The organism is Streptomyces sp. NPDC001450, from assembly GCF_053597295.1.
Genome location: NZ_JBSFHY010000042.1, coordinates 62,773 through 83,702 on the forward strand (window position 1 = coordinate 62,773; position 20,930 = coordinate 83,702).

32 protein-coding genes and 3 pseudogenes are annotated in these 20,930 nt (G+C 66.7%); 32 read left to right on the top strand and 3 right to left on the bottom strand.

Annotated elements, in window-relative coordinates:
• Window positions 1-225: 225 nt before the first annotated feature.
• Window positions 226-411 (top strand): annotated as a pseudogene (locus ACWC5O_RS35750) (hypothetical protein); the annotation flags it as partial.
• Window positions 412-600: 189 nt separating this feature from the next.
• Window positions 601-1,578: pseudogene (locus ACWC5O_RS35755) on the top strand (glycosyl hydrolase 115 family protein); the annotation flags it as partial.
• A 262-nt stretch (window positions 1,579-1,840) separates the two neighbouring features.
• Here the strand turns inward: ACWC5O_RS35755 and ACWC5O_RS35760 are convergent.
• Together ACWC5O_RS35760 and ACWC5O_RS35765 are read right to left on the bottom strand one after the other, a co-directional pair.
• Window positions 1,841-2,425, bottom strand: a pseudogene (locus ACWC5O_RS35760) (hypothetical protein); the annotation flags it as partial.
• Window positions 2,317-2,742 (bottom strand): ATP-binding protein, encoded by a 426-nt coding sequence (locus ACWC5O_RS35765; protein WP_450585115.1) that lies wholly within the window; start codon window positions 2,740-2,742, stop codon window positions 2,317-2,319. The pseudogene ACWC5O_RS35760 and the gene ACWC5O_RS35765, both read right to left, overlap by 109 nt.
• 53 nt (window positions 2,743-2,795) lie before the next feature.
• Here ACWC5O_RS35765 and ACWC5O_RS35770 point away from each other — a divergent pair, with 53 nt between their 5' ends.
• Window positions 2,796-2,999 (top strand): helix-turn-helix domain-containing protein, encoded by a 204-nt coding sequence (locus tag ACWC5O_RS35770; RefSeq protein ID WP_450585113.1) that lies wholly within the window; start codon window positions 2,796-2,798, stop codon window positions 2,997-2,999.
• 196 nt (window positions 3,000-3,195) lie between these two features.
• On the opposite strand, the gene ACWC5O_RS35775 is transcribed toward ACWC5O_RS35770, so the two are convergent.
• Window positions 3,196-3,363 (bottom strand): hypothetical protein, encoded by a 168-nt coding sequence (locus ACWC5O_RS35775; protein WP_450585112.1) that lies wholly within the window; start codon window positions 3,361-3,363, stop codon window positions 3,196-3,198.
• Between the two features lie 1,107 nt (window positions 3,364-4,470).
• Between ACWC5O_RS35775 and rpsJ the strand changes: the two genes are divergently transcribed.
• The 29 genes from rpsJ (at window position 4,471) to ACWC5O_RS35920 (ending at window position 20,829) form a co-directional block, all read left to right on the top strand.
• Entirely contained in the window at window positions 4,471-4,779 is a 309-nt protein-coding gene (gene rpsJ / locus ACWC5O_RS35780) for a 30S ribosomal protein S10 (RefSeq protein ID WP_003948644.1), read from the top strand.
• A 17-nt stretch (window positions 4,780-4,796) separates the two neighbouring features.
• Entirely contained in the window at window positions 4,797-5,441 is a 645-nt protein-coding gene (rplC, locus tag ACWC5O_RS35785; protein ID WP_014674369.1) for a 50S ribosomal protein L3, read from the top strand.
• Between the two features lie 8 nt (window positions 5,442-5,449).
• A complete protein-coding gene (gene rplD, locus ACWC5O_RS35790) occupies window positions 5,450-6,103 on the top strand; it encodes a 50S ribosomal protein L4 (RefSeq protein WP_190018759.1) in 654 nt (217 codons plus the stop codon).
• Window positions 6,103-6,522 carry a 50S ribosomal protein L23 gene (rplW, locus tag ACWC5O_RS35795; RefSeq protein ID WP_071373347.1) on the top strand — a complete coding sequence of 140 codons (420 nt, stop codon included), beginning with the start codon at window positions 6,103-6,105 and terminating at the stop codon, window positions 6,520-6,522. The genes rplD and rplW overlap by 1 nt, the downstream gene beginning before the upstream one ends.
• A 40-nt stretch (window positions 6,523-6,562) precedes the next feature.
• Window positions 6,563-7,399 carry a 50S ribosomal protein L2 gene (gene rplB / locus ACWC5O_RS35800; protein ID WP_353600330.1) on the top strand — a complete coding sequence of 279 codons (837 nt, stop codon included), beginning with the start codon at window positions 6,563-6,565 and terminating at the stop codon, window positions 7,397-7,399.
• Between the two features lie 12 nt (window positions 7,400-7,411).
• Window positions 7,412-7,693, top strand: a complete 282-nt coding sequence (gene rpsS, locus ACWC5O_RS35805) for a 30S ribosomal protein S19 (protein ID WP_023547380.1) — start codon at window positions 7,412-7,414, stop codon at window positions 7,691-7,693.
• Between the two features lie 43 nt (window positions 7,694-7,736).
• Complete coding sequence (gene rplV / locus ACWC5O_RS35810; RefSeq protein ID WP_019329637.1) at window positions 7,737-8,084, top strand: 50S ribosomal protein L22; 348 nt, start codon at window positions 7,737-7,739, stop codon at window positions 8,082-8,084.
• Entirely contained in the window at window positions 8,084-8,905 is an 822-nt protein-coding gene (gene rpsC / locus ACWC5O_RS35815) for a 30S ribosomal protein S3 (RefSeq protein WP_003998826.1), read from the top strand. Before rplV ends, rpsC begins: the two co-directional genes overlap by 1 nt.
• A 5-nt stretch (window positions 8,906-8,910) precedes the next feature.
• Complete coding sequence (gene rplP, locus ACWC5O_RS35820) at window positions 8,911-9,330, top strand: 50S ribosomal protein L16 (RefSeq protein ID WP_009190136.1); 420 nt, start codon at window positions 8,911-8,913, stop codon at window positions 9,328-9,330.
• Window positions 9,330-9,554 (top strand): 50S ribosomal protein L29, encoded by a 225-nt coding sequence (gene rpmC, locus ACWC5O_RS35825; RefSeq protein ID WP_003974259.1) that lies wholly within the window; start codon window positions 9,330-9,332, stop codon window positions 9,552-9,554. Before rplP ends, rpmC begins: the two co-directional genes overlap by 1 nt.
• On the top strand, window positions 9,554-9,841 hold the full coding sequence (gene rpsQ, locus ACWC5O_RS35830; protein ID WP_003992363.1) for a 30S ribosomal protein S17: 288 nt from the start codon (window positions 9,554-9,556) through the stop codon (window positions 9,839-9,841). The genes rpmC and rpsQ overlap by 1 nt, the downstream gene beginning before the upstream one ends.
• A gap of 102 nt (window positions 9,842-9,943) precedes the next feature.
• Complete coding sequence (gene rplN, locus ACWC5O_RS35835) at window positions 9,944-10,312, top strand: 50S ribosomal protein L14 (RefSeq protein WP_003998823.1); 369 nt, start codon at window positions 9,944-9,946, stop codon at window positions 10,310-10,312.
• 2 nt (window positions 10,313-10,314) lie between these two features.
• The gene (rplX, locus tag ACWC5O_RS35840; RefSeq protein ID WP_003998822.1) at window positions 10,315-10,638 is read left to right on the top strand and encodes a 50S ribosomal protein L24; all 324 of its coding nucleotides are present in this window, start codon (window positions 10,315-10,317) and stop codon (window positions 10,636-10,638) included.
• Window positions 10,638-11,195 (top strand): 50S ribosomal protein L5, encoded by a 558-nt coding sequence (gene rplE, locus ACWC5O_RS35845; protein ID WP_019753095.1) that lies wholly within the window; start codon window positions 10,638-10,640, stop codon window positions 11,193-11,195. The genes rplX and rplE overlap by 1 nt, the downstream gene beginning before the upstream one ends.
• 5 nt (window positions 11,196-11,200) lie before the next feature.
• Complete coding sequence (locus ACWC5O_RS35850; RefSeq protein WP_003948630.1) at window positions 11,201-11,386, top strand: type Z 30S ribosomal protein S14; 186 nt, start codon at window positions 11,201-11,203, stop codon at window positions 11,384-11,386.
• Between the two features lie 213 nt (window positions 11,387-11,599).
• Window positions 11,600-11,998: a 30S ribosomal protein S8 gene (rpsH, locus tag ACWC5O_RS35855; protein WP_030046382.1), complete on the top strand. Its 399-nt coding sequence runs from the start codon at window positions 11,600-11,602 to the stop codon at window positions 11,996-11,998.
• Window positions 11,999-12,022: 24 nt separating this feature from the next.
• A complete protein-coding gene (gene rplF / locus ACWC5O_RS35860; RefSeq protein ID WP_067299853.1) occupies window positions 12,023-12,562 on the top strand; it encodes a 50S ribosomal protein L6 in 540 nt (179 codons plus the stop codon).
• A 3-nt stretch (window positions 12,563-12,565) separates the two neighbouring features.
• Window positions 12,566-12,949 carry a 50S ribosomal protein L18 gene (gene rplR / locus ACWC5O_RS35865; protein ID WP_145886665.1) on the top strand — a complete coding sequence of 128 codons (384 nt, stop codon included), beginning with the start codon at window positions 12,566-12,568 and terminating at the stop codon, window positions 12,947-12,949.
• A gap of 39 nt (window positions 12,950-12,988) precedes the next feature.
• Complete coding sequence (rpsE, locus tag ACWC5O_RS35870; protein WP_015658456.1) at window positions 12,989-13,594, top strand: 30S ribosomal protein S5; 606 nt, start codon at window positions 12,989-12,991, stop codon at window positions 13,592-13,594.
• A complete protein-coding gene (gene rpmD / locus ACWC5O_RS35875) occupies window positions 13,594-13,776 on the top strand; it encodes a 50S ribosomal protein L30 (protein WP_003974250.1) in 183 nt (60 codons plus the stop codon). Before rpsE ends, rpmD begins: the two co-directional genes overlap by 1 nt.
• A 2-nt stretch (window positions 13,777-13,778) precedes the next feature.
• Window positions 13,779-14,234: a 50S ribosomal protein L15 gene (gene rplO / locus ACWC5O_RS35880; protein ID WP_023547373.1), complete on the top strand. Its 456-nt coding sequence runs from the start codon at window positions 13,779-13,781 to the stop codon at window positions 14,232-14,234.
• 919 nt (window positions 14,235-15,153) lie between these two features.
• Entirely contained in the window at window positions 15,154-16,467 is a 1,314-nt protein-coding gene (gene secY, locus ACWC5O_RS35885) for a preprotein translocase subunit SecY (protein ID WP_450585107.1), read from the top strand.
• Window positions 16,467-17,132, top strand: coding sequence for an adenylate kinase (locus tag ACWC5O_RS35890; RefSeq protein WP_393467597.1), 666 nt, complete (start codon window positions 16,467-16,469; stop codon window positions 17,130-17,132). Before secY ends, ACWC5O_RS35890 begins: the two co-directional genes overlap by 1 nt.
• Before the next feature lie 99 nt (window positions 17,133-17,231).
• Window positions 17,232-18,068 (top strand): type I methionyl aminopeptidase, encoded by an 837-nt coding sequence (gene map / locus ACWC5O_RS35895; RefSeq protein ID WP_450585527.1) that lies wholly within the window; start codon window positions 17,232-17,234, stop codon window positions 18,066-18,068.
• 151 nt (window positions 18,069-18,219) lie between these two features.
• The gene (gene infA, locus ACWC5O_RS35900; protein ID WP_003948620.1) at window positions 18,220-18,441 is read left to right on the top strand and encodes a translation initiation factor IF-1; all 222 of its coding nucleotides are present in this window, start codon (window positions 18,220-18,222) and stop codon (window positions 18,439-18,441) included.
• 59 nt (window positions 18,442-18,500) lie between these two features.
• Window positions 18,501-18,614, top strand: a complete 114-nt coding sequence (gene rpmJ / locus ACWC5O_RS35905; protein WP_003998809.1) for a 50S ribosomal protein L36 — start codon at window positions 18,501-18,503, stop codon at window positions 18,612-18,614.
• 190 nt (window positions 18,615-18,804) lie between these two features.
• Window positions 18,805-19,185, top strand: coding sequence for a 30S ribosomal protein S13 (rpsM, locus tag ACWC5O_RS35910; RefSeq protein ID WP_116148529.1), 381 nt, complete (start codon window positions 18,805-18,807; stop codon window positions 19,183-19,185).
• Between the two features lie 65 nt (window positions 19,186-19,250).
• A complete protein-coding gene (gene rpsK, locus ACWC5O_RS35915; RefSeq protein ID WP_003956432.1) occupies window positions 19,251-19,655 on the top strand; it encodes a 30S ribosomal protein S11 in 405 nt (134 codons plus the stop codon).
• 151 nt (window positions 19,656-19,806) lie between these two features.
• Entirely contained in the window at window positions 19,807-20,829 is a 1,023-nt protein-coding gene (locus tag ACWC5O_RS35920) for a DNA-directed RNA polymerase subunit alpha (RefSeq protein ID WP_003966937.1), read from the top strand.
• Window positions 20,830-20,930: the final 101 nt, after the last annotated feature.

Consider the following 20,930-nt stretch of genomic DNA (forward strand, 5'->3'; position numbering starts at 1 on the left):
ATTTGTCATGCCGCTAACCGAATTCAGGTGAGTCCGGGTGGAGGGGTGAGGCATGTCTGTCGCGCGCAGGACTGTGCTGGGTGCAGGACTGGCCGCCGTGCCGGTGCTGGCGTCAGGGGTCGCGTGGGCCGGGGACGAGGGTGACCCACGGGATCTCCGGGTGACGGACACGATCGGCCGCAGCCCGCTGATCGACGGACTGATCGAGGCCGGCAAGCTGGACGGTTCACGAACCTCCTCTACGCGAAACAGGGCAGAGCCGCGACGAACGACCGTGCGGCGGCTGCGTCGGCGGCCCTGGCGAGGGACTTCGCCCTGGCGGACCGCTTCAACTCCGTGGTGGCGAACGCCAAATGGCAGGGCTTCCAGACCCAGCCCCACATCGACTACGGGGATGTGGACCGTTACGGCGACCGCGAACCTGTACGCCCTGCGCGAGGCCGAGGCGAGACGCCGATGCCGTACGAGACGTCGTACGCCCCGAAGATCGTGCCCCGCGGGTCGCTGCCCGCGATGACGAATGCCCGCTCCACGCCGGGCATCGGGTGGTCCACGACCGTCTGCAGCGAGGTTTCTCAGCGCTCTCGCACGCCGGACAGCCCCAACGGCGGCTGGCAGCAGCCGGAGAAGGACAACGTGGCCCTGCCGGACGTGCTCTTCCCGGCGGTACGGCAGATCGGGGTGCCGGAGGCGGCGGAGCTGGGGGTGTCGGTGGACGGTTCGGAGGATGCGGGGGAGTGGTGGCCGGGGGGTTCGTCCACGAGTGCGTCCCTGCCGGACTTCAGCCCGTACCAGACGCGCCCGCAGCAGTACGTGGAGATCTTCAACCGGGGCCGTACGCCCTTCGAGTACCGGGTCGAGTGCTCCGTCCCCTGGCTGGTGGTGGACCGTCCGCGGGGTCAGGCCGGCCAGCAGGTCAGGCTGGAGGTCCGGGTGGACTGGTCGCGGGCGCCGGTGGGGCGATCGGTGGGTTCGCTGACGGTGAGCGGGGCGGGGGCGTCGGTGCGGGTGGGGTGCACGGCGGTGAACCCGCCCCGGCGGGGCCTGCGGGGGTTCGTGGAGGCGGGCGGGTACGTGGCGATCGACGCGGAGCACTACGACCGGGCGGTGGGGCAGTGGCGCCGGCTGGACGGCATCGGGCGTACGGGGGCGGGGATGACTCCGTGGCCGGTGACCTCACCTCGGCAGACACCTGGGGGCTCGTCGTCCCCTCGGCTGGAGTACGAGGTGAGCCTGGTGACGGAGCCGGGTGAGGTGACGGTGTGGGCGTATGTGTCCCCACGGAACCCGGCGCTGCCGACTGGGGGTCTGCGCTATGCCGTGTCGTTCGACGAGGCCGCTCCCCAGCCGGTGGACATCAACGCGGGTGCCGACGACGGGCTGATGAACATGGTGTGGGCGCGGAACGCGTCGGACAACGTCAACGCGACGGCCACGAGACACACCGTGACGACGATCGGCGTGCACCGGCTGAAGTTCTGGATGGTGGATCCGACGGTGGTGCTGCAGCGGCTCGTGATCGACACGGGAGGGCTGCCGGCGCTGTACCTGGGTCCGTTGGAAAGCCGACGGATGTAGGAGAGGGCGTACCGGCGGGACGTGCATGATGCCGACCGCGGGCCGTTGCTCGCGGTCGCGTGTGCGGCTCTTTGATCGCCAGGTCCCTCCACAGTGCAAGTGCGGACGGGTTGCAGGCCGGACCCTGTGCCAGAAGTTCGATCAGGATGTCCGCCCCGGGGACCACCAGAAGGGCTCGGGGCGTCTGTACAAGGCTCGGCCGCAGCGGGCGTGGGTCAGAGCCGACCACGTTTACGCCGGTGACCATGTCCCCGCGCCGGGGCTACTCATCCGTGAAGATCTCGTCGGCGGAGGGGGCGGTGACGGCGCGCCGATGCCAGCGGCGCAGGGTCTCGGGGTCGCCGCAGCCGGTGATCCGCTCGCGGACTGCTTCGGGGACGTCGATGCCACGCACGTCCAGGACGTCCAGGATGTCCTCGGCGGCGCGCTGCGACCGGCCTTCTTCCCGACCTTCTTCCCGGCCTTCTTCCCGGCCCTCGGCCCGGAGTTCTTCGGAGAGCGGCGACTTGTAGAAGGAGAGGTCCACGGCCACCAGTTTCCTCCAGAGTTCTGCGGCTGGGTGTTTACCCATGCCCTGTGCGATGAGTTCGATGATCGGGTTGGCGAGTTCGGGGTGTGTCTCCCGCAGCACGGTTGACACTGCCTTGAGTATGGCCCCGATGTCCCGATGTGTGGCGTGGGTGATCGTGGACAGCGTGGTGAGCGCCAGATCCTTGCGGGCATCGGCGGGATTGGTGATCACCGGCATGTTGTGTGGTCCGGCGACGAGCGGGCGCAGGGTGAGCAGGGGCCACTGAGGAGGGCCAAAGCGCACGGGGCGCGCTGCCCATTCGGCGGTCGCGTGATCCCCTCGGCTGAGGTGCGGTGGATTTGGGGCAGGCGGTCACCACGCGTGTCGGTCACCTCGATGCGGAGTGTGTCGCCGACGACGTAGAGCGTGCGGCGGAAGTTCCTTCCGGGTACCCGCCCGTGGGTCGCGGCGTTGGCCGCCAGCTCAGCCACGATGTGCTGCGCCACGTCCAACGGGAGCGCCCAGGTCTGCAGTTGTTCGGTGGCAAGCAGGCGGGCGAGACGGGCGCCGCGAGGCGTGGGGGACAGGAGCACCGTGAAGTTGGGGACGGGGCCGGCGAGTTCGGTCGGGGGCTCGGCGGTTTCTTGATTCATGTCACCCAGCGTGGCCGGGCCTGCTTGTGTTGAGGTGCGATCACGCCTGTGCCATGAGCGAAGAGGGTGTGGACGAGGCCGGGTGGAATGTCGAACCCGGTGATGAGAGCGCGCCGCTGGTGGAGGCGGTGGGGCGCCTGGTCGGGCACTGCCGGGAGGCGGCCGGTATGCGGGTGGCCGACCTGGCGGAGGCCCTCGGGTACGGCGAAGACCTGGTCCGCAAGGTGGAGCGCGGGGTACGCAACCGCGCGCGTTGATCCTTCGGGCGTGACCCTCGGCACGCGCCGCGATGTCCTGGAGCGAGGTCGGCTCGAGGTCCGCGAGCGGGGCACTCGGCGCCGGGTGGAAGGGCGAGCCCCCACCCTTGGGCACCACGACGGACGCCGCCAGCATGGGCGTGGCGGGATACCCCGGCTGGGACAGGCTGTGACCTCGTCCTCTGACGCATGCGGATTACCGGCCGGACAGCTCCAGGTAGAAGCCCCGGCCCGCGCCCGCAATGCCGACCATGCCGAGTTCCTGCAGCTCGCTCAGGGCCAGGGTCAGCCCCTGAGCGATCTCGTCGAGACCCCCGGTCGCAAGATCCTTTCCGCCCCCGAGTGCTCCCGCGCCCCCGTTCATCACCGTTCCTCCGTCCAGCCGGTCATGACCTCGTCACTCGCGAATCGCTTGTTCACTGCGTACGCACAGGCACGATTCCGGCGACCGGTGGGAGCAGCACCACGTGCTCCGCGCCGTCGGCCGCGTCCAGTGCCACACCACAGGGCACTCCGGCCTCCGGGACCGCCACGTCAAGGGAGCCGGGCCCCGAGCACCCTCTCGTACGTCCATTCCTCGTGGCCCTCGCCACGGGCAACGGCATAGCGTACGAGCGCCGGCTCGCCGGGGAAGGCCAGGATCCAGCGGACACCGCCAAAGTCAACGGTCAGCCAGCCGCCGTCGCGGCTGGGGACCGGTACGGCCGTGTCCCGGAACGACGCCAGCGTCTCGGCGAAGCGACGCCGCTGGGCGTCCGCCTCGGCCTGGGGGAGCCGGGCGGCCGTGCGGCCTCGCCTTGCGCGGCGGGTGCCGGGGAGGCCGATGCCTCGGGAGTCACCTGTAAGGCGGATGGTGGGCCATCCGCCTTCTTCGCGGGTCCGGACATGTCCGCGTACTCGGCAAGACGCGAACGCCGAGCCGACGCCTGCCCGCGGCTCCCTGGGGCAGCCATGCCGCAAACGGTGACACAGCGGCGATCTCCATTGCCGCCCGCACCTTCCGGCGCGCAGGGCACGTCCTGTAAGTGCTCACAAGGCCTTCACGTCCCGCCGGGCCTGTGTTTGACCTGCGTCACCCTGGGGGTATTCTCTCCGCCCCGATTGGCCAGCCCCCCGCCCCATATGGCAGACTGTCGGAGTTGCTCGGTCGAGTGTTGATGCTGCGCGCCTCCCGCCGGGAGGACCGGAAGCGAGTCCCACAGTACTCGTCGCCCTAACTGCCTGCGGGCAGCACTGGGGCGGACGTACGGGAATCTTCCGGGAAGTGTGGTGCGGCACCGGCCAGGCGCCCGGTGGGCCTTCCGCCCCCGGCTTGCGGTTCCGGAAGGGCCGTGTGCATTCCCCGCAGGGATGTTCGAACAAGGGACATCTGTGTCAGCGGGAGCGCGACACGCCCGACCGCGTGGGTCGGAGAAGGAAGTCAGGAACACCGGGTTCCAGAGCGTTGAAGAGACAGGACTACTGAGTAGCCATGGCGGGACAGAAGATCCGCATCCGGCTCAAGGCCTACGACCACGAGGTCATCGACTCCTCGGCGAAGAAGATCGTCGAGACGGTGACCCGCACTGGTGCGTCGGTCGCGGGCCCGGTGCCGCTGCCCACTGAGAAGAACGTGTACTGCGTCATCAAGTCGCCGCACAAGTACAAGGACTCGCGCGAGCACTTCGAGATGCGCACGCACAAGCGCCTGATCGACATTCTCGACCCCACCCCCAAGACCGTTGACTCTCTGATGCGACTCGACCTCCCGGCCGGTGTCGACATCGAGATCAAGCTCTGAGGGTCGGTGAGCTGAGAATGGCTAAGCAGATCAAGGGCATCCTGGGCGAGAAGCTCGGCATGACGCAGGTGTGGGACGAGAACAACCGTGTTGTTCCGGTCACCGTCGTCAAGGCCGGCCCCAACGTCGTCACCCAGGTTCGTACCAACGACGTCGACGGCTACGAGTCGGTCCAGATCGCCTTCGGCGAGATCGACCCGCGCAAGGTGAACAAGCCCCTCAAGGGTCACTTCGCCAAGGCCGACGTCACCCCCCGTCGCCACCTCGTCGAGATCCGCACCGCGGACGCCTCCGAGTACACGCTGGGCCAGGAGATCACCGCTGAGGTGTTCGAGGCCGGCGTGAAGGTCGACGTGACCGGCAAGAGCAAGGGCAAGGGCTTCGCCGGTGTCATGAAGCGCCACAACTTCCGTGGCCTCGGCGCCGGACACGGCACCCAGCGCAAGCACCGCTCCCCCGGTTCCATCGGTGGCTGCGCCACCCCGGGCCGCGTGTTCAAGGGCCTCCGCATGGCGGGTCGCATGGGCAACGAGCGGGTCACCACCCAGAACCTGACCGTCCACGCCGTTGACGCGGAGAAGGGTCTGCTGCTCATCAAGGGCGCGGTTCCCGGTCCGAACGGCGGCCTCGTCCTGGTCCGCACCGCGGCCAAGGGGGCCTGAGGTAACCGATGAGCACTGTTGACATCCTTTCGCCGGCGGGCGACAAGGCCGGTTCCGTCGAGCTCCCCGCGGAGATCTTCGACGCCAAGGTCAGCGTTCCGCTGATCCACCAGGTCGTCGTCGCGCAGCTGGCCGCTGCCCGTCAGGGCACGCACAAGACGAAGACCCGTGGCGAGGTCCGTGGTGGTGGCAAGAAGCCTTACCGCCAGAAGGGCACCGGTCGCGCCCGTCAGGGCTCGACCCGCGCGCCGCAGTTCGCCGGTGGTGGCGTCGTGCACGGTCCCGTGCCGCGTGACTACTCGCAGCGCACCCCGAAGAAGATGAAGGCCGCCGCCCTGCGCGGTGCCCTCACCGACCGGGCGCGTCACAACCGCATCCACGTCGTCTCCGGCGTGGTCGAGGGTGCGAACCCGTCCACCAAGGCCGCGAAGAGCCTGTTCGGCAAGATCTCGGAGCGCAAGAACCTGCTCCTGGTCGTCGAGCGCGCCGACGAGGCCGCGTGGCTGTCCGCCCGCAACCTGCCCCAGGTCCACATCCTGGAGCCGGGCCAGCTGAACACGTACGACGTTCTCGTCTCGGACGACGTGGTCTTCACCCAGGCCGCTTTCGAGTCCTTCGTGTCTGGCCCCAAGGCCGCTGACACCGAAGGGAGCGAAGCCTGATGGCTACGCGTCACCCGAGCATTGCCTCGAAGGCCGCCAAGGCCGCCAAGGCCGCGCGCGTCGCCAAGGCGAAGCGCCACGCCACCGAGGGCAAGAACACCGTCGAGACCCCGCTGAGCAAGTCGTACACGGACCCCCGTGACGTCCTGCTGAAGCCGGTCGTCTCCGAGAAGAGCTACGCGCTCCTCGACGAGAACAAGTACACGTTCATCGTCGACCCGAACGCCAACAAGACCCAGATCAAGCAGGCCGTCCAGGCGGTCTTCTCGGTCAAGGTCACCGGGGTCAACACGATCAACCGCCAGGGCAAGCGCAAGCGCACGAAGACCGGTTTCGGTCAGCGTGCCGGCAGCAAGCGCGCGATCGTGACCCTCGCCGAGGGCGACCGTATCGACATCTTCGGCGGTCCGACCGCCTAAGGGCGGTCCGGATCGTCCGATATCGGACGAGGACTGAGAAATGGGAATCCGCAAGTACAAGCCGACTACGCCGGGCCGTCGTGGCGCCAGCGTCGCCGACTTCGTCGAGGTCACGCGGTCCACGCCGGAGAAGTCGCTGGTCCGCCCCCTGCACAGCAAGGGCGGCCGTAACAACGCCGGTCGTGTGACCGTTCGCCACCAGGGTGGCGGACACAAGCGCGCCTACCGCGTGATCGACTTCCGTCGTCACGACAAGGACGGCGTGCCGGCGAAGGTCGCGCACATCGAGTACGACCCCAACCGCACCGCGCGCATCGCGCTGCTGCACTACGCCGACGGCGAGAAGCGCTACATCCTCGCCCCGCGCAACCTGCAGCAGGGTGACCGCGTCGAGAACGGTCCCGGGGCCGACATCAAGCCGGGCAACAACCTGGCCATCCGCAACATCCCGGTCGGTACCACGATCCACGCGATCGAGCTCCGTCCCGGTGGCGGTGCCAAGTTCGCCCGCTCCGCCGGTGCCTCCGTGCAGCTGCTCGCGAAGGAGGGCTCGATGGCCCACCTGCGCATGCCGTCCGGTGAGATCCGCCTGGTCGACGTCCGCTGCCGCGCCACCATCGGTGAGGTCGGCAACGCCGAGCAGAGCAACATCAACTGGGGTAAGGCCGGCCGTAAGCGGTGGCTGGGCGTTCGCCCGACCGTCCGTGGTGTCGTCATGAACCCGGTTGACCACCCGCACGGTGGTGGTGAGGGCCGGACCTCCGGTGGTCGCCACCCTGTGTCCCCGTGGGGCAAGAAGGAAGGCCGTACTCGTTCGCCCAAGAAGGCGTCGAACAAGTACATCGTCCGCCGCCGCAAGACGAACAAGAAGCGCTAAGGACGGGTTGAGATGCCTCGTAGCCTGAAGAAGGGGCCCTTCGTCGACGACCACCTGATCAAGAAGGTGGACGCCCAGAACGAAGCCGGCACCAAGAACGTCATCAAGACCTGGTCCCGCCGCTCGATGATCGTCCCGGCCATGCTGGGCCACACGCTCGCGGTGCACAACGGCAAGACCCACATCCCGGTGTTCGTCACCGAGTCGATGGTCGGCCACAAGCTCGGCGAGTTCTCGCCGACCCGCACCTTCCGGGGCCACGTCAAGGAAGACCGGAAGTCGAAGCGCCGCTAGTAGCGGATCGCATTCAGACACGTAAGTAACTGAAGGGACAACCATGGAAGCCAGGGCCCAGGCGCGGTACATCCGCGTCACGCCCATGAAGGCCCGCCGCGTGGTGGACCTCATCCGTGGCATGGACGCCACGGAGGCCCAGGCTGTTCTGCGATTCGCTCCGCAGGCAGCCTCCGTGCCGGTCGGCAAGGTGCTCGACAGCGCCATCGCCAACGCCGCGCACAACTACGACCACACCGACGCCGACAGCCTCTACATCTCCGAGGCGTACGTCGACGAGGGTCCGACCCTGAAGCGGTTCCGTCCGCGTGCCCAGGGCCGTGCCTACCGGATCCGCAAGCGGACCAGCCACATCACCGTGGTCGTCAGCAGCAAGGAAGGAACCCGGTAATGGGCCAGAAGGTTAACCCGCATGGGTTCCGGCTCGGTGTCACCACGGACTTCAAGTCCCGGTGGTACGCCGACAAGCTGTACAAGGACTACGTCAAGGAAGACGTCGCCATCCGTCGGATGATGACGTCCGGCATGGAGCGCGCCGGTATCTCGAAGGTTGAGATCGAGCGCACCCGTGACCGCGTGCGGGTGGACATCCACACCGCTCGTCCGGGCATCGTCATCGGCCGCCGTGGCGCCGAGGCCGACCGCATCCGCGGCGACCTCGAGAAGCTCACGGGCAAGCAGGTCCAGCTGAACATCCTCGAGGTCAAGAACCCCGAGACCGACGCTCAGCTGGTTGCCCAGGCCGTTGCCGAGCAGCTCTCCTCCCGCGTCTCCTTCCGCCGCGCCATGCGTAAGAGCATGCAGTCGGCGATGAAGGCCGGCGCCAAGGGCATCAAGATCCAGTGCGGTGGCCGCCTCGGCGGCGCCGAGATGTCCCGCTCGGAGTTCTACCGCGAGGGCCGTGTGCCCCTGCACACGCTCCGCGCGAACGTGGACTACGGCTTCTTCGAGGCCAAGACGACCTTCGGCCGCATCGGTGTGAAGGTCTGGATCTACAAGGGCGACGTCAAGAACATCGCCGAGGTCCGCGCCGAGAACGCTGCGGCCCGTGCGGGTAACCGCCCGGCCCGTGGCGGTGCCGACCGCCCGGCCCGTGGTGGCCGCGGTGGCGAGCGGCGCGGTCGCAAGCCGCAGCAGGCTGCCGGCGCCGAGGCCCCCAAGGCCGAGGCTCCCGCGTCCGCTCCGGCTGAGAGCACCGGAACGGAGGCCTGACCGAAATGCTGATCCCCCGTAGGGTCAAGCACCGCAAGCAGCACCACCCGAAGCGCAACGGTATGTCCAAGGGTGGAACGCAGGTTGCGTTCGGCGAGTACGGCATCCAGGCGCTGACCCCGGCCTACGTGACGAACCGCCAGATCGAGGCGGCTCGTATCGCGATGACCCGCCACATCAAGCGTGGCGGCAAGGTCTGGATCAACATCTACCCGGACCGTCCGCTCACCAAGAAGCCGGCCGAGACCCGCATGGGTTCCGGTAAGGGTTCTCCGGAGTGGTGGATCGCCAACGTCAAGCCCGGACGTGTGATGTTCGAGCTGTCGTACCCCAACGAGAAGATCGCCCGTGAGGCGCTGACCCGTGCGGCCCACAAGCTGCCGATGAAGTGCCGGATCGTCAAGCGCGAGGCAGGTGAAGCGTGATGTCGGCCGGTACCAAGGCGTCCGAGCTGCGCGAGCTGGGCAACGAGGAGCTTCTGGCGAAGCTCCGCGAGGCCAAGGAAGAGCTGTTCAACCTCCGCTTCCAGGCGGCGACGGGTCAGCTCGAGAACCACGGTCGGCTGAAGGCCGTCCGCAAGGACATCGCGCGGATCTACACCCTGATGCGTGAGCGCGAGCTGGGCATCGAGACGGTGGAGAGCGCCTGATGAGTGAGAGCAACGTGACTGAGCAGACTGCAGAGGCCCGCGGCTTCCGCAAGACCCGTGAGGGTCTCGTCGTCAGCGACAAGATGGACAAGACCGTCGTCGTCGCTGTCGAGGACCGCGTCAAGCACGCGCTGTACGGCAAGGTCATCCGCCGTACCAACAAGCTCAAGGCGCACGACGAGCAGAACGCCGCGGGTGTCGGCGACCGCGTCCTCCTCATGGAGACCCGGCCGCTGTCCGCGACGAAGCGCTGGCGCGTCGTCGAGATCCTCGAGAAGGCCAAGTAATTTCCTGCGGGGCTAACCCCGCAGGTCAGTTCCGCCAGGCTCGGCAGGGGTCCTCGTACTGAGGCCCCCTGCCGGGAACCGGCAGACGATCAGGAGATAGACGTGATCCAGCAGGAGTCGCGACTGCGCGTCGCCGACAACACTGGTGCGAAGGAAATCCTTTGCATCCGTGTGCTCGGTGGCTCCGGTCGCCGCTACGCGGGCATCGGTGACGTCATCGTCGCCACCGTCAAGGACGCGATCCCCGGTGGCAACGTGAAGAAGGGTGACGTCGTCAAGGCGGTCATCGTTCGCACCGTCAAGGAGCGCCGTCGTCCGGACGGCTCGTACATCCGCTTCGACGAGAACGCCGCCGTCATTCTGAAGAACGACGGCGACCCTCGCGGCACCCGCATCTTCGGCCCGGTCGGCCGTGAGCTGCGCGAGAAGAAGTTCATGAAGATCATCTCGCTCGCGCCGGAGGTGCTGTAAGCATGAAGATCAAGAAGGGCGACCTGGTCCAGGTCATCACCGGCAAGGACAAGGGCAAGCAGGGCAAGGTCATTGCCGCTTACCCGCGCGAGGAGCGCGTCCTGGTCGAGGGTGTCAACCGGGTCAAGAAGCACACCAAGGCCGGTCCGACCGCTCGCGGTTCCCAGGCCGGCGGCATCGTGACCACCGAGGCTCCGATCCACGTGTCCAACGTTCAGCTGGTCGTGGAGAAGGACGGCAACAAGGTCGTCACGCGTGTCGGTTACCGCTTCGACGAAGAGGGCAACAAGATCCGCGTTGCCAAGCGGACGGGTGAGGACATCTGATGGCTACCACCACCACTCCGCGTCTGAAGCAGAAGTACCGCGAGGAGATCGCGGGCAAGCTGCGTGACGAGTTCAAGTACGAGAACGTCATGCAGGTTCCCGGCCTCGTCAAGATCGTGGTCAACATGGGTGTGGGCGACGCCGCCCGCGACTCCAAGCTGATCGAGGGCGCCATCCGCGACCTCACCACGATCACCGGTCAGAAGCCGGCCGTCACCAAGGCCCGCAAGTCCATCGCGCAGTTCAAGCTGCGTGAGGGTCAGCCGATCGGTGCCCACGTCACGCTCCGTGGCGACCGCATGTGGGAGTTCCTGGACCGCACCCTGTCGCTCGCGCTGCCGCGCATCCGCGACTTCCGCGGCCTGTCCCCGAAGCAGTTCGACGGCCGTGGCAACTACACCTTCGGTCTCACGGAGCAGGTCATGTTCCACGAGATCGACCAGGACAAGATCGACCGCGTCCGGGGTATGGACATCACCGTGGTCACCACGGCGACCAACGACGCTGAGGGCCGCGCGCTCCTTCGTCACCTCGGCTTCCCGTTCAAGGAGGCGTGAGCGAGATGGCGAAGAAGGCTCTGATCGCTAAGGCTGCTCGCAAGCCCAAGTTCGGTGTGCGTGGCTACACCCGCTGCCAGCGCTGCGGCCGTCCGCACTCCGTGTACCGCAAGTTCGGCCTGTGCCGCGTGTGCCTTCGTGAGATGGCTCACCGTGGCGAGCTGCCGGGCGTGACCAAGAGCTCCTGGTAATCCCCGCTTTTTAGGGATTCCTGAAGCTCTCGGTAAGCATCTGGGTCGGCAGGGGCCCTTCTCCGCATGCCGTAGGCTTGTGGGGTTGGGCGTCTGCCGCGCCCGTACGACTTACTACGCCGTAGGTCCACCGCGCCGCACCCGTCCCGTCTCGGATCGGGGAGAGGGATGGCGCACCAGGAAACCCCGGCGAGAGAGGCCGAAGGCCAATTCATGACCATGACTGATCCGATCGCAGACATGCTTACGCGTCTGCGGAACGCGAACTCGGCATACCACGACTCCGTGACGATGCCGGCGTCCAAGATCAAGTCTCACATCGCGGAGATCCTCCAGCAGGAGGGCTTCATCACGGGCTGGCGCGTCGAGGACGCCGAGGTCGGCAAGAACCTCGTCCTCGAGCTGAAGTTCGGCCCGAACCGTGAGCGCTCCATCGCGGGCATCAAGCGGATCTCCAAGCCCGGTCTCCGGGTGTACGCGAAGTCCACCAACCTGCCCAAGGTGCTGGGCGGCCTCGGCGTGGCGATCATCTCCACGTCCCACGGGCTCCTCACCGACAAGCAGGCCGGCAAGAAGGGCGTGGGTGGGGAAGTCCTCGCCTACGTCTGGTAGCGGAAGGGAACGGAGGAAACAGCTATGTCGCGTATTGGCAAGCTCCCCATCACGGTTCCCGCCGGCGTGGACGTCACCATCGACGGCCGTACGGTCTCGGTCAAGGGCCCCAAGGGCACACTGACCCACACCGTCGTTGCGCCGATCGACATCGTCAAGGGTGAGGACGGCGTTCTGAACGTCACCCGTCCGAACGACGAGCGTCAGAACAAGGCCCTGCACGGCCTGTCCCGCACGCTGGTGGCGAACATGATCACCGGCGTGACCCAGGGTTACGTGAAGAAGCTCGAGATCAGCGGTGTCGGTTACCGCGTGACGGCCAAGGGCTCGAACCTCGAGTTCGCGCTCGGCTACAGCCACCCGATCGTCGTCGAGGCGCCCGAGGGCATCACCTTCAAGGTGGAGACCCCGACCCGCTTCCAGGTCGAGGGCATCGACAAGCAGAAGGTCGGCGAGGTTGCGGCCAACATCCGCAAGCTGCGCAAGCCCGACCCGTACAAGGCCAAGGGCGTCAAGTACGAGGGCGAAGTCATCCGCCGCAAGGTCGGAAAGGCGGGTAAGTAAGCCATGGCATACGGGCAGAAGATCCTCAAGGGCGACGCCTACAAGCGCGCCGCGATCAAGCGCCGTCACATCCGGATCCGCAAGCGGATCTCCGGTACGGCGGAGCGTCCCCGTCTGGTCGTGACCCGCTCCAACCGCCACATCGTGGCGCAGGTGATCGACGACCTCAAGGGCCACACCTTGGCGTCCGCGTCCACCCTGGACGCGTCCGTCCGCGGTGGCGAGGGCGACAAGTCCTCGCAGGCCAAGCAGGTCGGCGCCCTGGTCGCCGAGCGTGCCAAGGCCGCCGGTGTCGAGGCTGTCGTGTTCGACCGTGGTGGCAACCAGTACGCCGGGCGCATCGCCGCCCTGGCGGACGCCGCCCGCGAAGCCGGGCTCAAGTTCTGAGCCTGCCGTAGCTAGCGGAAACAGAGAGAGGTAATTCCAATGGCTGGACCCCAGCGCCGCGGTGGCGGTGCCGGTGGCGGCGAGCGGCGGGACCGGAAGGGCCGTGACGGCGGCGCTGCTGCCGCCGAGAAGACCGCGTACGTTGAGCGCGTTGTCGCGATCAACCGCGTCGCCAAGGTTGTGAAGGGTGGTCGTCGCTTCAGCTTCACCGCGCTGGTCGTGGTGGGCGACGGTGACGGCACCGTGGGTGTCGGCTACGGCAAGGCCAAGGAGGTGCCGGCCGCCATCGCCAAGGGCGTTGAGGAGGCCAAGAAGCACTTCTTCAAGGTCCCCCGTATCCAGGGCACCATCCCGCACCCGATCCAGGGTGAGAAGGCTGCCGGCGTCGTGCTGCTCAAGCCCGCGTCCCCCGGTACCGGTGTTATCGCCGGTGGTCCGGTGCGTGCCGTGCTCGAGTGCGCCGGTATCCACGACATCCTGTCGAAGTCGCTCGGCTCCGACAACGCGATCAACATCGTGCACGCGACCGTGGAGGCCCTGAAGGGCCTGCAGCGTCCCGAGGAGGTCGCGGCCCGCCGTGGCCTGCCCCTCGAGGACGTCGCTCCCGCGGCTCTGCTGCGTGCGCGTGCCGGGGCGGGTGCGTGATGGCTCAGCTTAAGATCACGCAGGTCAAGTCCTACATCGGCAGCAAGCAGAACCACCGCGACACCCTGCGCTCCCTTGGTCTCAAGGGCATCAACACGCAGGTCGTCAAGGAGGACCGCCCCGAGTTCCGCGGCATGGTGCACACCGTCCGCCACCTCGTGACGGTCGAGGAGGTCGACTGATCATGGCGGAGCAGAACCCGCTGAAGATCCACAACCTCCGTCCCGCCCCGGGCGCCAAGACCGCCAAGACCCGTGTGGGTCGTGGTGAGGCGTCGAAGGGTAAGACGGCCGGTCGTGGTACCAAGGGCACGAAGGCCCGCTACCAGGTTCCGGAGCGCTTCGAGGGCGGCCAGATGCCGCTGCACATGCGCCTCCCGAAGCTGAAGGGCTTCAAGAACCCGTTCAAGACCGAGTTCCAGGTCGTGAACCTCGACAAGCTGGCCGCGCTCTACCCCGAGGGTGGCGAGGTCACGGTCGAGGGCCTGGTGGCCAAGGGCGCCGTTCGCAAGAACAGCCTCGTCAAGGTCCTCGGCCAGGGCGAGATCTCCGTGGCGCTGCAGGTGACGGTCGACGCCGTCTCCGGCTCCGCCAAGGAGAAGATCACCGCCGCCGGCGGTACGGTCACCGAGCTCGTCTGAGCTAGTTCTTAGTTGCAAGTAGAGCCGCTCCCGCGTTAGCGCGGGAGCGGCTCTACTTGTTCGTCCGTGTTTTGTGGCCAGCTATTTATTCACTTCATCCCTGGCATCCGCTACCGCAACAGATGTCTCCAGCTTTGTCGGCTCGTTACCTCCGGACCACCGGCTGGCATTTCGCCGCCGCCTGCGGAGAGGCGTATTGGAACCCTTCTTTCCGCATGCAGGAAGACCACTCCTTGTTGACGCCCTGTGTCCCGTCTTCATGTCGATGTTCGCGAGCCCGGGCTGACTGTGTCTCTCCTCCGGGCCCTTTCCTGTCTAGCAGGCGACCAGCGCTGCAGCGAGCGCAAGAGTGCTTGTGCTGTACTGAGTGAAAGTCTTCATTCCGGTTTCAGCTGCCCAATAGGACGCCCTTGGCGATGTGTGTTCGACCCTGCTTGACAGAGCTGATGTCATCACCGATGTAGCCGTGATCGCCACGGAACCAGTACATTCCATGGGGTGGCTGAAAAGCGGGGACAGTTCGAATTTAAATTGTCGTTATGGTCGATCGAGCATGTGTCGACGCGGGCAGTGGGATCGCGGTTGCGGGTAGCCGGCGGCGTACCCGTGGGCCGCTGGTCGGTCGCCCCCGAGCTTCCCGTGGCAGGATGCACCGCGTTCGATCAGGGGGCCTGCGAGGTGCCCGTGCAGGGGTGAGAGTTGTTTTCAGACACACATTCGAAAATGTCCCGAAGTGCGGGGGCTTGTCACCTCACTTCTGACGGGCCGTCGGTCGGCGTTCCGGCTGAGCCCTGATATAGGTAGGCTGTGGCGACTGGCATCCAGCGCTGTCTTGGCATGCCGTAACCTCGTTCCACAGGTCATCAACCCGAAATTAGTCGTCACCTCACGCGCATACGCGGGGGTCGCAGGAGGCACCGTGCTCACCGCGTTCGCCCGGGCGTTCAGGACGCCCGACCTGCGCAAGAAGCTGCTGTTCACGCTGGCCATCATCGTGGTGTACCGGGTCGGTACCCACATCCCGATCCCGGGCGTCAACTACAAGAACGTCCAGACGTGTGTCCGCGAGGCCTCCGGTAACCAGGGTCTCTTCGGGCTGGTCAACATGTTCAGCGGCGGTGCGCTGCTGCAGATCACGATCTTCGCGCTCGGGATCATGCCGTACATCACGGCCAGCATCATCCTGCAGCTGTTGACGGTAGTGATTCCGCGCCTGGAAGCGCTCAAGAAGGAGGGACAGGCCGGTACTGCCAAGATCACGCAGTACACCCGCTACCTGACCGTGGCACTGGCCATCCTTCAGGGCACCGGCCTGGTGGCCACCGCCCGCAGCGGTGCTCTGTTCAGCACCTGTTCGGTGGCGAGCCAGATCGTCCCCGACCAAGCGATCTTCACCACCATCACCATGGTCATCTGCATGACCGCCGGTACCGCCGTCGTCATGTGGCTCGGTGAGCTGATCACCGACCGCGGCATCGGCAACGGCATGTCGATCCTGATGTTCATCTCGATCGCCGCGACCTTCCCGTCCGCGCTGTGGGCCATCAAGAAGCAGGGCACCCTGGCCGGCGGCTGGATCGAGTTCGGCACCGTCATCGTGGTCGGCCTGGTCATGGTCGCGCTCGTCGTCTTCGTGGAGCAGGCCCAGCGCCGCATCCCGGTGCAGTACGCGAAGCGCATGATCGGGCGTCGTTCTTACGGTGGTACGTCCACCTACATCCCGCTCAAGGTGAACCAGGCGGGTGTGATTCCTGTCATCTTCGCCTCGTCGCTGCTCTACATCCCGGCGCTGGTGGCCCAGTTCTCGGGCAGCAACTCGAACTGGGCGACCTGGGTCAAGAACAACCTGACCAAGGGCGACCACCCGATTTACATCACTCTGTACTTCTTGCTCATCGTTTTCTTCGCGTTCTTCTACGTGGCGATCTCCTTCAACCCCGAGGAAGTCGCCGACAACATGAAGAAGTATGGTGGCTTCATCCCGGGCATCCGGGCTGGCCGACCGACCGCTGAGTACCTGAGCTACGTGCTCAACCGGATCACCTGGCCGGGTTCGCTGTATCTGGGAGTCATCGCTCTCGTGCCGACAATGGCGTTGGTGGGCTTCAACGCGAGCGGGAACTTCCCGTTCGGCGGGACCAGCATCCTGATCATCGTGGGTGTCGGTCTCGAGACGGTGAAGCAGATCGAGAGCCAGCTCCAGCAGCGCAATTACGAAGGGTTCCTCCGCTGATGCGTATCGTCCTCGTCGGGCCGCCCGGTGCCGGTAAGGGAACGCAAGCCGTCCGGCTCGCAGAGAAGCTGGCCATCCCGCACATCTCCACCGGTGACCTGTTCCGGGCCAACATCAGTCGGCAGACCGAGCTGGGCAAGCTCGCGAAGTCCTACATGGACGCCGGCAACCTCGTGCCCGACGAGGTCACCATCGCGATGGCCAAGGACCGCATGGAGCAGGCGGACGCTGAGAACGGCTTCCTGCTGGACGGCTTCCCGCGCAACGTCTCGCAGGCCGAGGCGCTGGACCGGCTGCTGGACGAAGAGGGCATCAAGCTGGACGCCGTCCTGGACCTGGAGGTCCCGGAGGAGGAGGTCGTCAAGCGGATCGCCGGCCGGCGCATCTGCCGCAACGACTCGTCCCACGTCTTCCACGTGACGTACAGCCCGCCGAAGCAGGAGGGCGTGTGCGACGTCTGCGGCGGTGAGCTGTACCAGCGCGACGACGACTCCGAGGAGACCGTCCGTACGCGGCTGGAGGTCTACCACACGCAGACCGAGCCGATCATCGACTACTACAAGGCGCAGGGCCTGGTCGTGACGATCTCCTCCCTGGGTCCGGTGGACGAGATCACGCAGCGGGCGCTGGAGGCGCTCAAGCGCGAGAAGGCCGAGAACAAGTAGATCGCGGTCCTTCCGGCCGCGGTGCCCGCCCGGGCGCCGCGGCCGTAGTGTTGTGTAGGTAACCCAGTCGACGTGAGTGACGGAGAGCGCAGGCCCCCCATGGTGCAGATCAAGACCCCCGAGCAGATCGCCAAGATGCGTGCGGCGGGCCTGGTCGTAGCCGCCATCCACGCGGCCACTCGCGAAGCGGCGGTGCCCGGCGCCAGCACCAAGGACCTGGACGAGGTCGCGCGCAAGGTGCTCGCCGAGCACGGCGCCAAGTCGAACTTCCTCGGCTACGGCGGCTTCCCGGCGACGATCTGCACCTCGGTGAACGACGTCGTCGTCCACGGCATCCCCTCCGACGACGTCGTCCTGAAGGACGGCGACGTCATCTCCATCGACTGCGGCGCGATCGTCGACGGCTGGCACGGCGACGCCGCGTACACCGCCTTCGTGGGCTCCGGTCACGCTCCGGAGCTGATCGAGCTCTCGCGGGTGACCGAGGAGTCGATGTGGGCGGGTATCGCGGCCATGAAGCAGGGCAACCGCCTGGTCGACGTCTCCCGGGCCATCGAGACGTACATCCGCCGCCAGCCGAAGCCCGGCGGCGGCCGTTACGGCATCATCGAGGACTACGGCGGCCACGGCATCGGCACCGAGATGCACATGGACCCGCACCTGCTGAACTACGTCGACCGCCGTCGCGGCAAGGGCCCCAAGCTGGTCCCCGGCTTCTGCCTCGCGATCGAGCCGATGGTCTCCCTCGGCACCCCGCGGACCGAGGTCCTCGAGGACGACTGGACGGTCATCACGACCGACGGCAGCTGGTCCTCCCACTGGGAACACTCGGTCGCGCTGACGGAGGAGGGCCCGCTGGTCCTGACCGCTGTCGACGGCGGCAGGGCGAAGCTTGCCGAGCACGGGATCGTGGCCGCTCCCGACCCCCTTGCATGACGATCTTCTGCGTGGGGAAGATTTCCTCGATTCGTGTTTCCGGGTGCGCTGACGTAGACTGACTCGTCGGCTCTCGTGCACCCGCATGTCCGCATGCGCCCGTAAGGGAAGCGAGAGAGTCGATCAAGGTAGTCGATTCGAAGGGCGAAGCGTGGCCAAGAAGCAAGGTGCCATCGAGATCGAGGGCACTGTCGTCGAGTCTCTGCCGAACGCCATGTTCAAGGTCGAGCTCCAGAACGGCCACCAGGTCCTGGCACACATCAGCGGCAAGATGCGTATGCACTACATCCGCATCCTCCCTGACGACCGGGTCGTGGTGGAGCTGTCTCCGTACGACCTGACGCGTGGCCGGATCGTCTACCGGTACAAGTAGATCTTGCCCGTATCCCGCTTCGGCGGGGTAGTGGCACTGACCCGGAGAACCTCAATCCCATGAAGGTCAAGCCGAGCGTCAAGAAGATCTGCGACAAGTGCAGGGTGATCCGCCGTCACGGTCGGGTCATGGTCATCTGCGAGAACCCGCGCCACAAGCAGCGCCAGGGCTGACGCACGACCGATCCCTCTGCATCCATCGCAGAGATTCGCGCGACGCAAGCTGAATATGTTCATACGCAGGACCCGAGTCCATCACGGCTCGACACCCCCGGTTCGGAGGCCGGGGACCCAGTTCGTACCTCGTACGGCGGCTGGGAGTCGGTCCTGCGGAAGACCTCCGAAGATCAACTGGAGCCATTGAATGGCACGCGTTTCCGGTGTTGACATCCCGCGCGAAAAGCGCGTGGAGGTCGCCCTCACCTACGTGTTCGGCATCGGCCGGACCCTCTCGCAGGAGACGCTGGCTGCGACCGGCGTCGACCCGAACACCCGCGTTCGTGACCTGACCGAAGAGCAGCTGGTCGCGATCCGCGAGTACGTCGACAACAACATCAAGACCGAGGGTGACCTCCGTCGCGAGATCCAGGCCGACATCCGCCGCAAGGTCGAGATCGGCTGCTACCAGGGTCTGCGGCACCGCCGCGGTCTGCCCGTCCGCGGTCAGCGCACCAGCACCAACGCCCGCACCCGCAAGGGCCCGCGTCGCGCCATCGCCGGCAAGAAGAAGCCGGGCAAGAAGTAGTCCGCAGCGGACCTCAGTCCACGGTCTTCGCTGTAGGACCGACCACCTCCCGTAGGAGTTAGTAGATGCCCCCCAAGGGACGTCAGGGCGCTGCCAAGAAGGTGCGCCGCAAGGAAAAGAAGAACGTCGCTCACGGCCACGCGCACATCAAGAGCACGTTCAACAACACGATCGTGTCGATCACGGACCCGTCCGGCAACGTGATCTCCTGGGCCTCCGCCGGCCACGTCGGCTTCAAGGGCTCCCGGAAGTCCACGCCGTTCGCCGCGCAGATGGCCGCCGAGTCGGCTGCCCGCCGCGCCCAGGAGCACGGCATGCGCAAGGTCGACGTGTTCGTCAAGGGCCCGGGCTCCGGTCGTGAGACCGCGATCCGCTCCCTGCAGGCCACGGGCCTCGAGGTCGGCTCCATCCAGGACGTCACCCCGACCCCGCACAACGGCTGCCGTCCGCCGAAGCGTCGTCGCGTCTGACGCGTCGCCTTCGCGGCCTGCGGTTTCGGGCGGTACCACCCCATCGGGGTCGTACCGCCCGTATCCTTGCAGTACCCCGTGTTGCGCAAGCGGCACGGTTCCGTCGGACGTCAAATAGCGGGCGTCCACGAAAGAAGGATCTGATCCACACATGCTGATCGCTCAGCGTCCCTCGTTGACCGAAGAGGTCGTCGACGAGTTCCGCTCCCGGTTCGTGATCGAGCCGCTGGAGCCGGGCTTCGGCTACACCCTCGGCAACTCCCTCCGCCGCACCCTCCTGTCGTCGATCCCCGGCGCTGCTGTCACCAGCATCCGCATCGACGGCGTCCTGCACGAGTTCACCACCGTGCCGGGCGTCAAGGAGGACGTCACCGACCTGATCCTCAACATCAAGCAGCTGGTCGTCTCCTCGGAGCACGACGAGCCGGTCGTGATGTACCTGCGCAAGCAGGGTCCGGGTCTGGTCACCGCCGCCGACATCGCGCCCCCGGCCGGTGTCGAGGTGCACAACCCCGACCTCGTCCTCGCCACGCTCAACGGCAAGGGCAAGCTGGAGATGGAGCTGACCGTCGAGCGCGGTCGCGGCTACGTCTCCGCCGTGCAGAACAAGCAGGTGGGCCAGGAGATCGGCCGTATCCCGGTCGACTCCATCTACTCGCCGGTTCTGAAGGTCACGTACAAGGTCGAGGCCACGCGTGTCGAGCAGCGCACCGACTTCGACAAGCTGATCGTCGACGTCGAGACCAAGCAGGCGATGCGTCCCCGTGACGCCATGGCCTCCGCCGGTAAGACCCTGGTCGAGCTGTTCGGTCTCGCCCGCGAGCTGAACATCGACGCCGAGGGCATCGACATGGGTCCGTCCCCGACGGACGCCGCGCTGGCGGCCGACCTCGCGCTCCCGATCGAGGAGCTCGAGCTGACCGTCCGCTCGTACAACTGCCTCAAGCGTGAGGGCATCCACTCCGTGGGTGAGCTGGTCGCGCGCTCCGAGGCCGACCTCCTGGACATCCGCAACTTCGGTGCGAAGTCCATCGACGAGGTCAAGGCGAAGCTGGCCGGCATGGGCCTGGCCCTCAAGGACAGCCCGCCCGGATTCGACCCGACCGCCGCTGCCGACGCCTTCGGCGCCGACGACGACGCGGACGCGGGCTTCGTGGAGACCGAGCAGTACTGATCCGGTACTGAGCGTGTTTCCACCCTCCGGGGGCCTCACCGAGGCCCCCGGATCTCCGACAGGCGACCGCCTGCTCGGATACTGACCCCGGTACCTGACAC

Excerpts from the sequence above, each read along its gene's own strand:
- rplO (WP_023547373.1), top strand. The coding sequence starts at position 13,779 with ATGGCGGAGCAGAACCCGCTGAAGATCCACAACCTCCGTCCCGCCCCG.
- ACWC5O_RS35920 (WP_003966937.1), top strand. The coding sequence starts at position 19,807 with ATGCTGATCGCTCAGCGTCCCTCGTTGACCGAAGAGGTCGTCGACGAG.
- rpsH (WP_030046382.1), top strand. The coding sequence starts at position 11,600 with ATGACCATGACTGATCCGATCGCAGACATGCTTACGCGTCTGCGGAAC.
- rpmC (WP_003974259.1), top strand. The coding sequence starts at position 9,330 with ATGTCGGCCGGTACCAAGGCGTCCGAGCTGCGCGAGCTGGGCAACGAG.
- rpmJ (WP_003998809.1), top strand. The coding sequence starts at position 18,501 with ATGAAGGTCAAGCCGAGCGTCAAGAAGATCTGCGACAAGTGCAGGGTG.
- rpmD (WP_003974250.1), top strand. The coding sequence starts at position 13,594 with ATGGCTCAGCTTAAGATCACGCAGGTCAAGTCCTACATCGGCAGCAAG.
- rplP (WP_009190136.1), top strand. The coding sequence starts at position 8,911 with ATGCTGATCCCCCGTAGGGTCAAGCACCGCAAGCAGCACCACCCGAAG.
- ACWC5O_RS35775 (WP_450585112.1), bottom strand. The coding sequence starts at position 3,363 with ATGAACGGGGGCGCGGGAGCACTCGGGGGCGGAAAGGATCTTGCGACC.
- rpsJ (WP_003948644.1), top strand. The coding sequence starts at position 4,471 with ATGGCGGGACAGAAGATCCGCATCCGGCTCAAGGCCTACGACCACGAG.
- rpsQ (WP_003992363.1), top strand. The coding sequence starts at position 9,554 with ATGAGTGAGAGCAACGTGACTGAGCAGACTGCAGAGGCCCGCGGCTTC.
- rpsE (WP_015658456.1), top strand. The coding sequence starts at position 12,989 with ATGGCTGGACCCCAGCGCCGCGGTGGCGGTGCCGGTGGCGGCGAGCGG.
- rplB (WP_353600330.1), top strand. The coding sequence starts at position 6,563 with ATGGGAATCCGCAAGTACAAGCCGACTACGCCGGGCCGTCGTGGCGCC.
- rplX (WP_003998822.1), top strand. The coding sequence starts at position 10,315 with ATGAAGATCAAGAAGGGCGACCTGGTCCAGGTCATCACCGGCAAGGAC.
- rpsC (WP_003998826.1), top strand. The coding sequence starts at position 8,084 with ATGGGCCAGAAGGTTAACCCGCATGGGTTCCGGCTCGGTGTCACCACG.
- rplR (WP_145886665.1), top strand. The coding sequence starts at position 12,566 with ATGGCATACGGGCAGAAGATCCTCAAGGGCGACGCCTACAAGCGCGCC.
- rplC (WP_014674369.1), top strand. The coding sequence starts at position 4,797 with ATGGCTAAGCAGATCAAGGGCATCCTGGGCGAGAAGCTCGGCATGACG.
- map (WP_450585527.1), top strand. The coding sequence starts at position 17,232 with ATGGTGCAGATCAAGACCCCCGAGCAGATCGCCAAGATGCGTGCGGCG.
- ACWC5O_RS35850 (WP_003948630.1), top strand. The coding sequence starts at position 11,201 with ATGGCGAAGAAGGCTCTGATCGCTAAGGCTGCTCGCAAGCCCAAGTTC.
- rplW (WP_071373347.1), top strand. The coding sequence starts at position 6,103 with ATGGCTACGCGTCACCCGAGCATTGCCTCGAAGGCCGCCAAGGCCGCC.
- ACWC5O_RS35890 (WP_393467597.1), top strand. The coding sequence starts at position 16,467 with ATGCGTATCGTCCTCGTCGGGCCGCCCGGTGCCGGTAAGGGAACGCAA.
- rpsM (WP_116148529.1), top strand. The coding sequence starts at position 18,805 with ATGGCACGCGTTTCCGGTGTTGACATCCCGCGCGAAAAGCGCGTGGAG.
- rplE (WP_019753095.1), top strand. The coding sequence starts at position 10,638 with ATGGCTACCACCACCACTCCGCGTCTGAAGCAGAAGTACCGCGAGGAG.
- rpsK (WP_003956432.1), top strand. The coding sequence starts at position 19,251 with ATGCCCCCCAAGGGACGTCAGGGCGCTGCCAAGAAGGTGCGCCGCAAG.
- rplF (WP_067299853.1), top strand. The coding sequence starts at position 12,023 with ATGTCGCGTATTGGCAAGCTCCCCATCACGGTTCCCGCCGGCGTGGAC.
- rplV (WP_019329637.1), top strand. The coding sequence starts at position 7,737 with ATGGAAGCCAGGGCCCAGGCGCGGTACATCCGCGTCACGCCCATGAAG.
- ACWC5O_RS35765 (WP_450585115.1), bottom strand. The coding sequence starts at position 2,742 with ATGAATCAAGAAACCGCCGAGCCCCCGACCGAACTCGCCGGCCCCGTC.
- ACWC5O_RS35770 (WP_450585113.1), top strand. The coding sequence starts at position 2,796 with ATGAGCGAAGAGGGTGTGGACGAGGCCGGGTGGAATGTCGAACCCGGT.
- rpsS (WP_023547380.1), top strand. The coding sequence starts at position 7,412 with ATGCCTCGTAGCCTGAAGAAGGGGCCCTTCGTCGACGACCACCTGATC.
- rplD (WP_190018759.1), top strand. The coding sequence starts at position 5,450 with ATGAGCACTGTTGACATCCTTTCGCCGGCGGGCGACAAGGCCGGTTCC.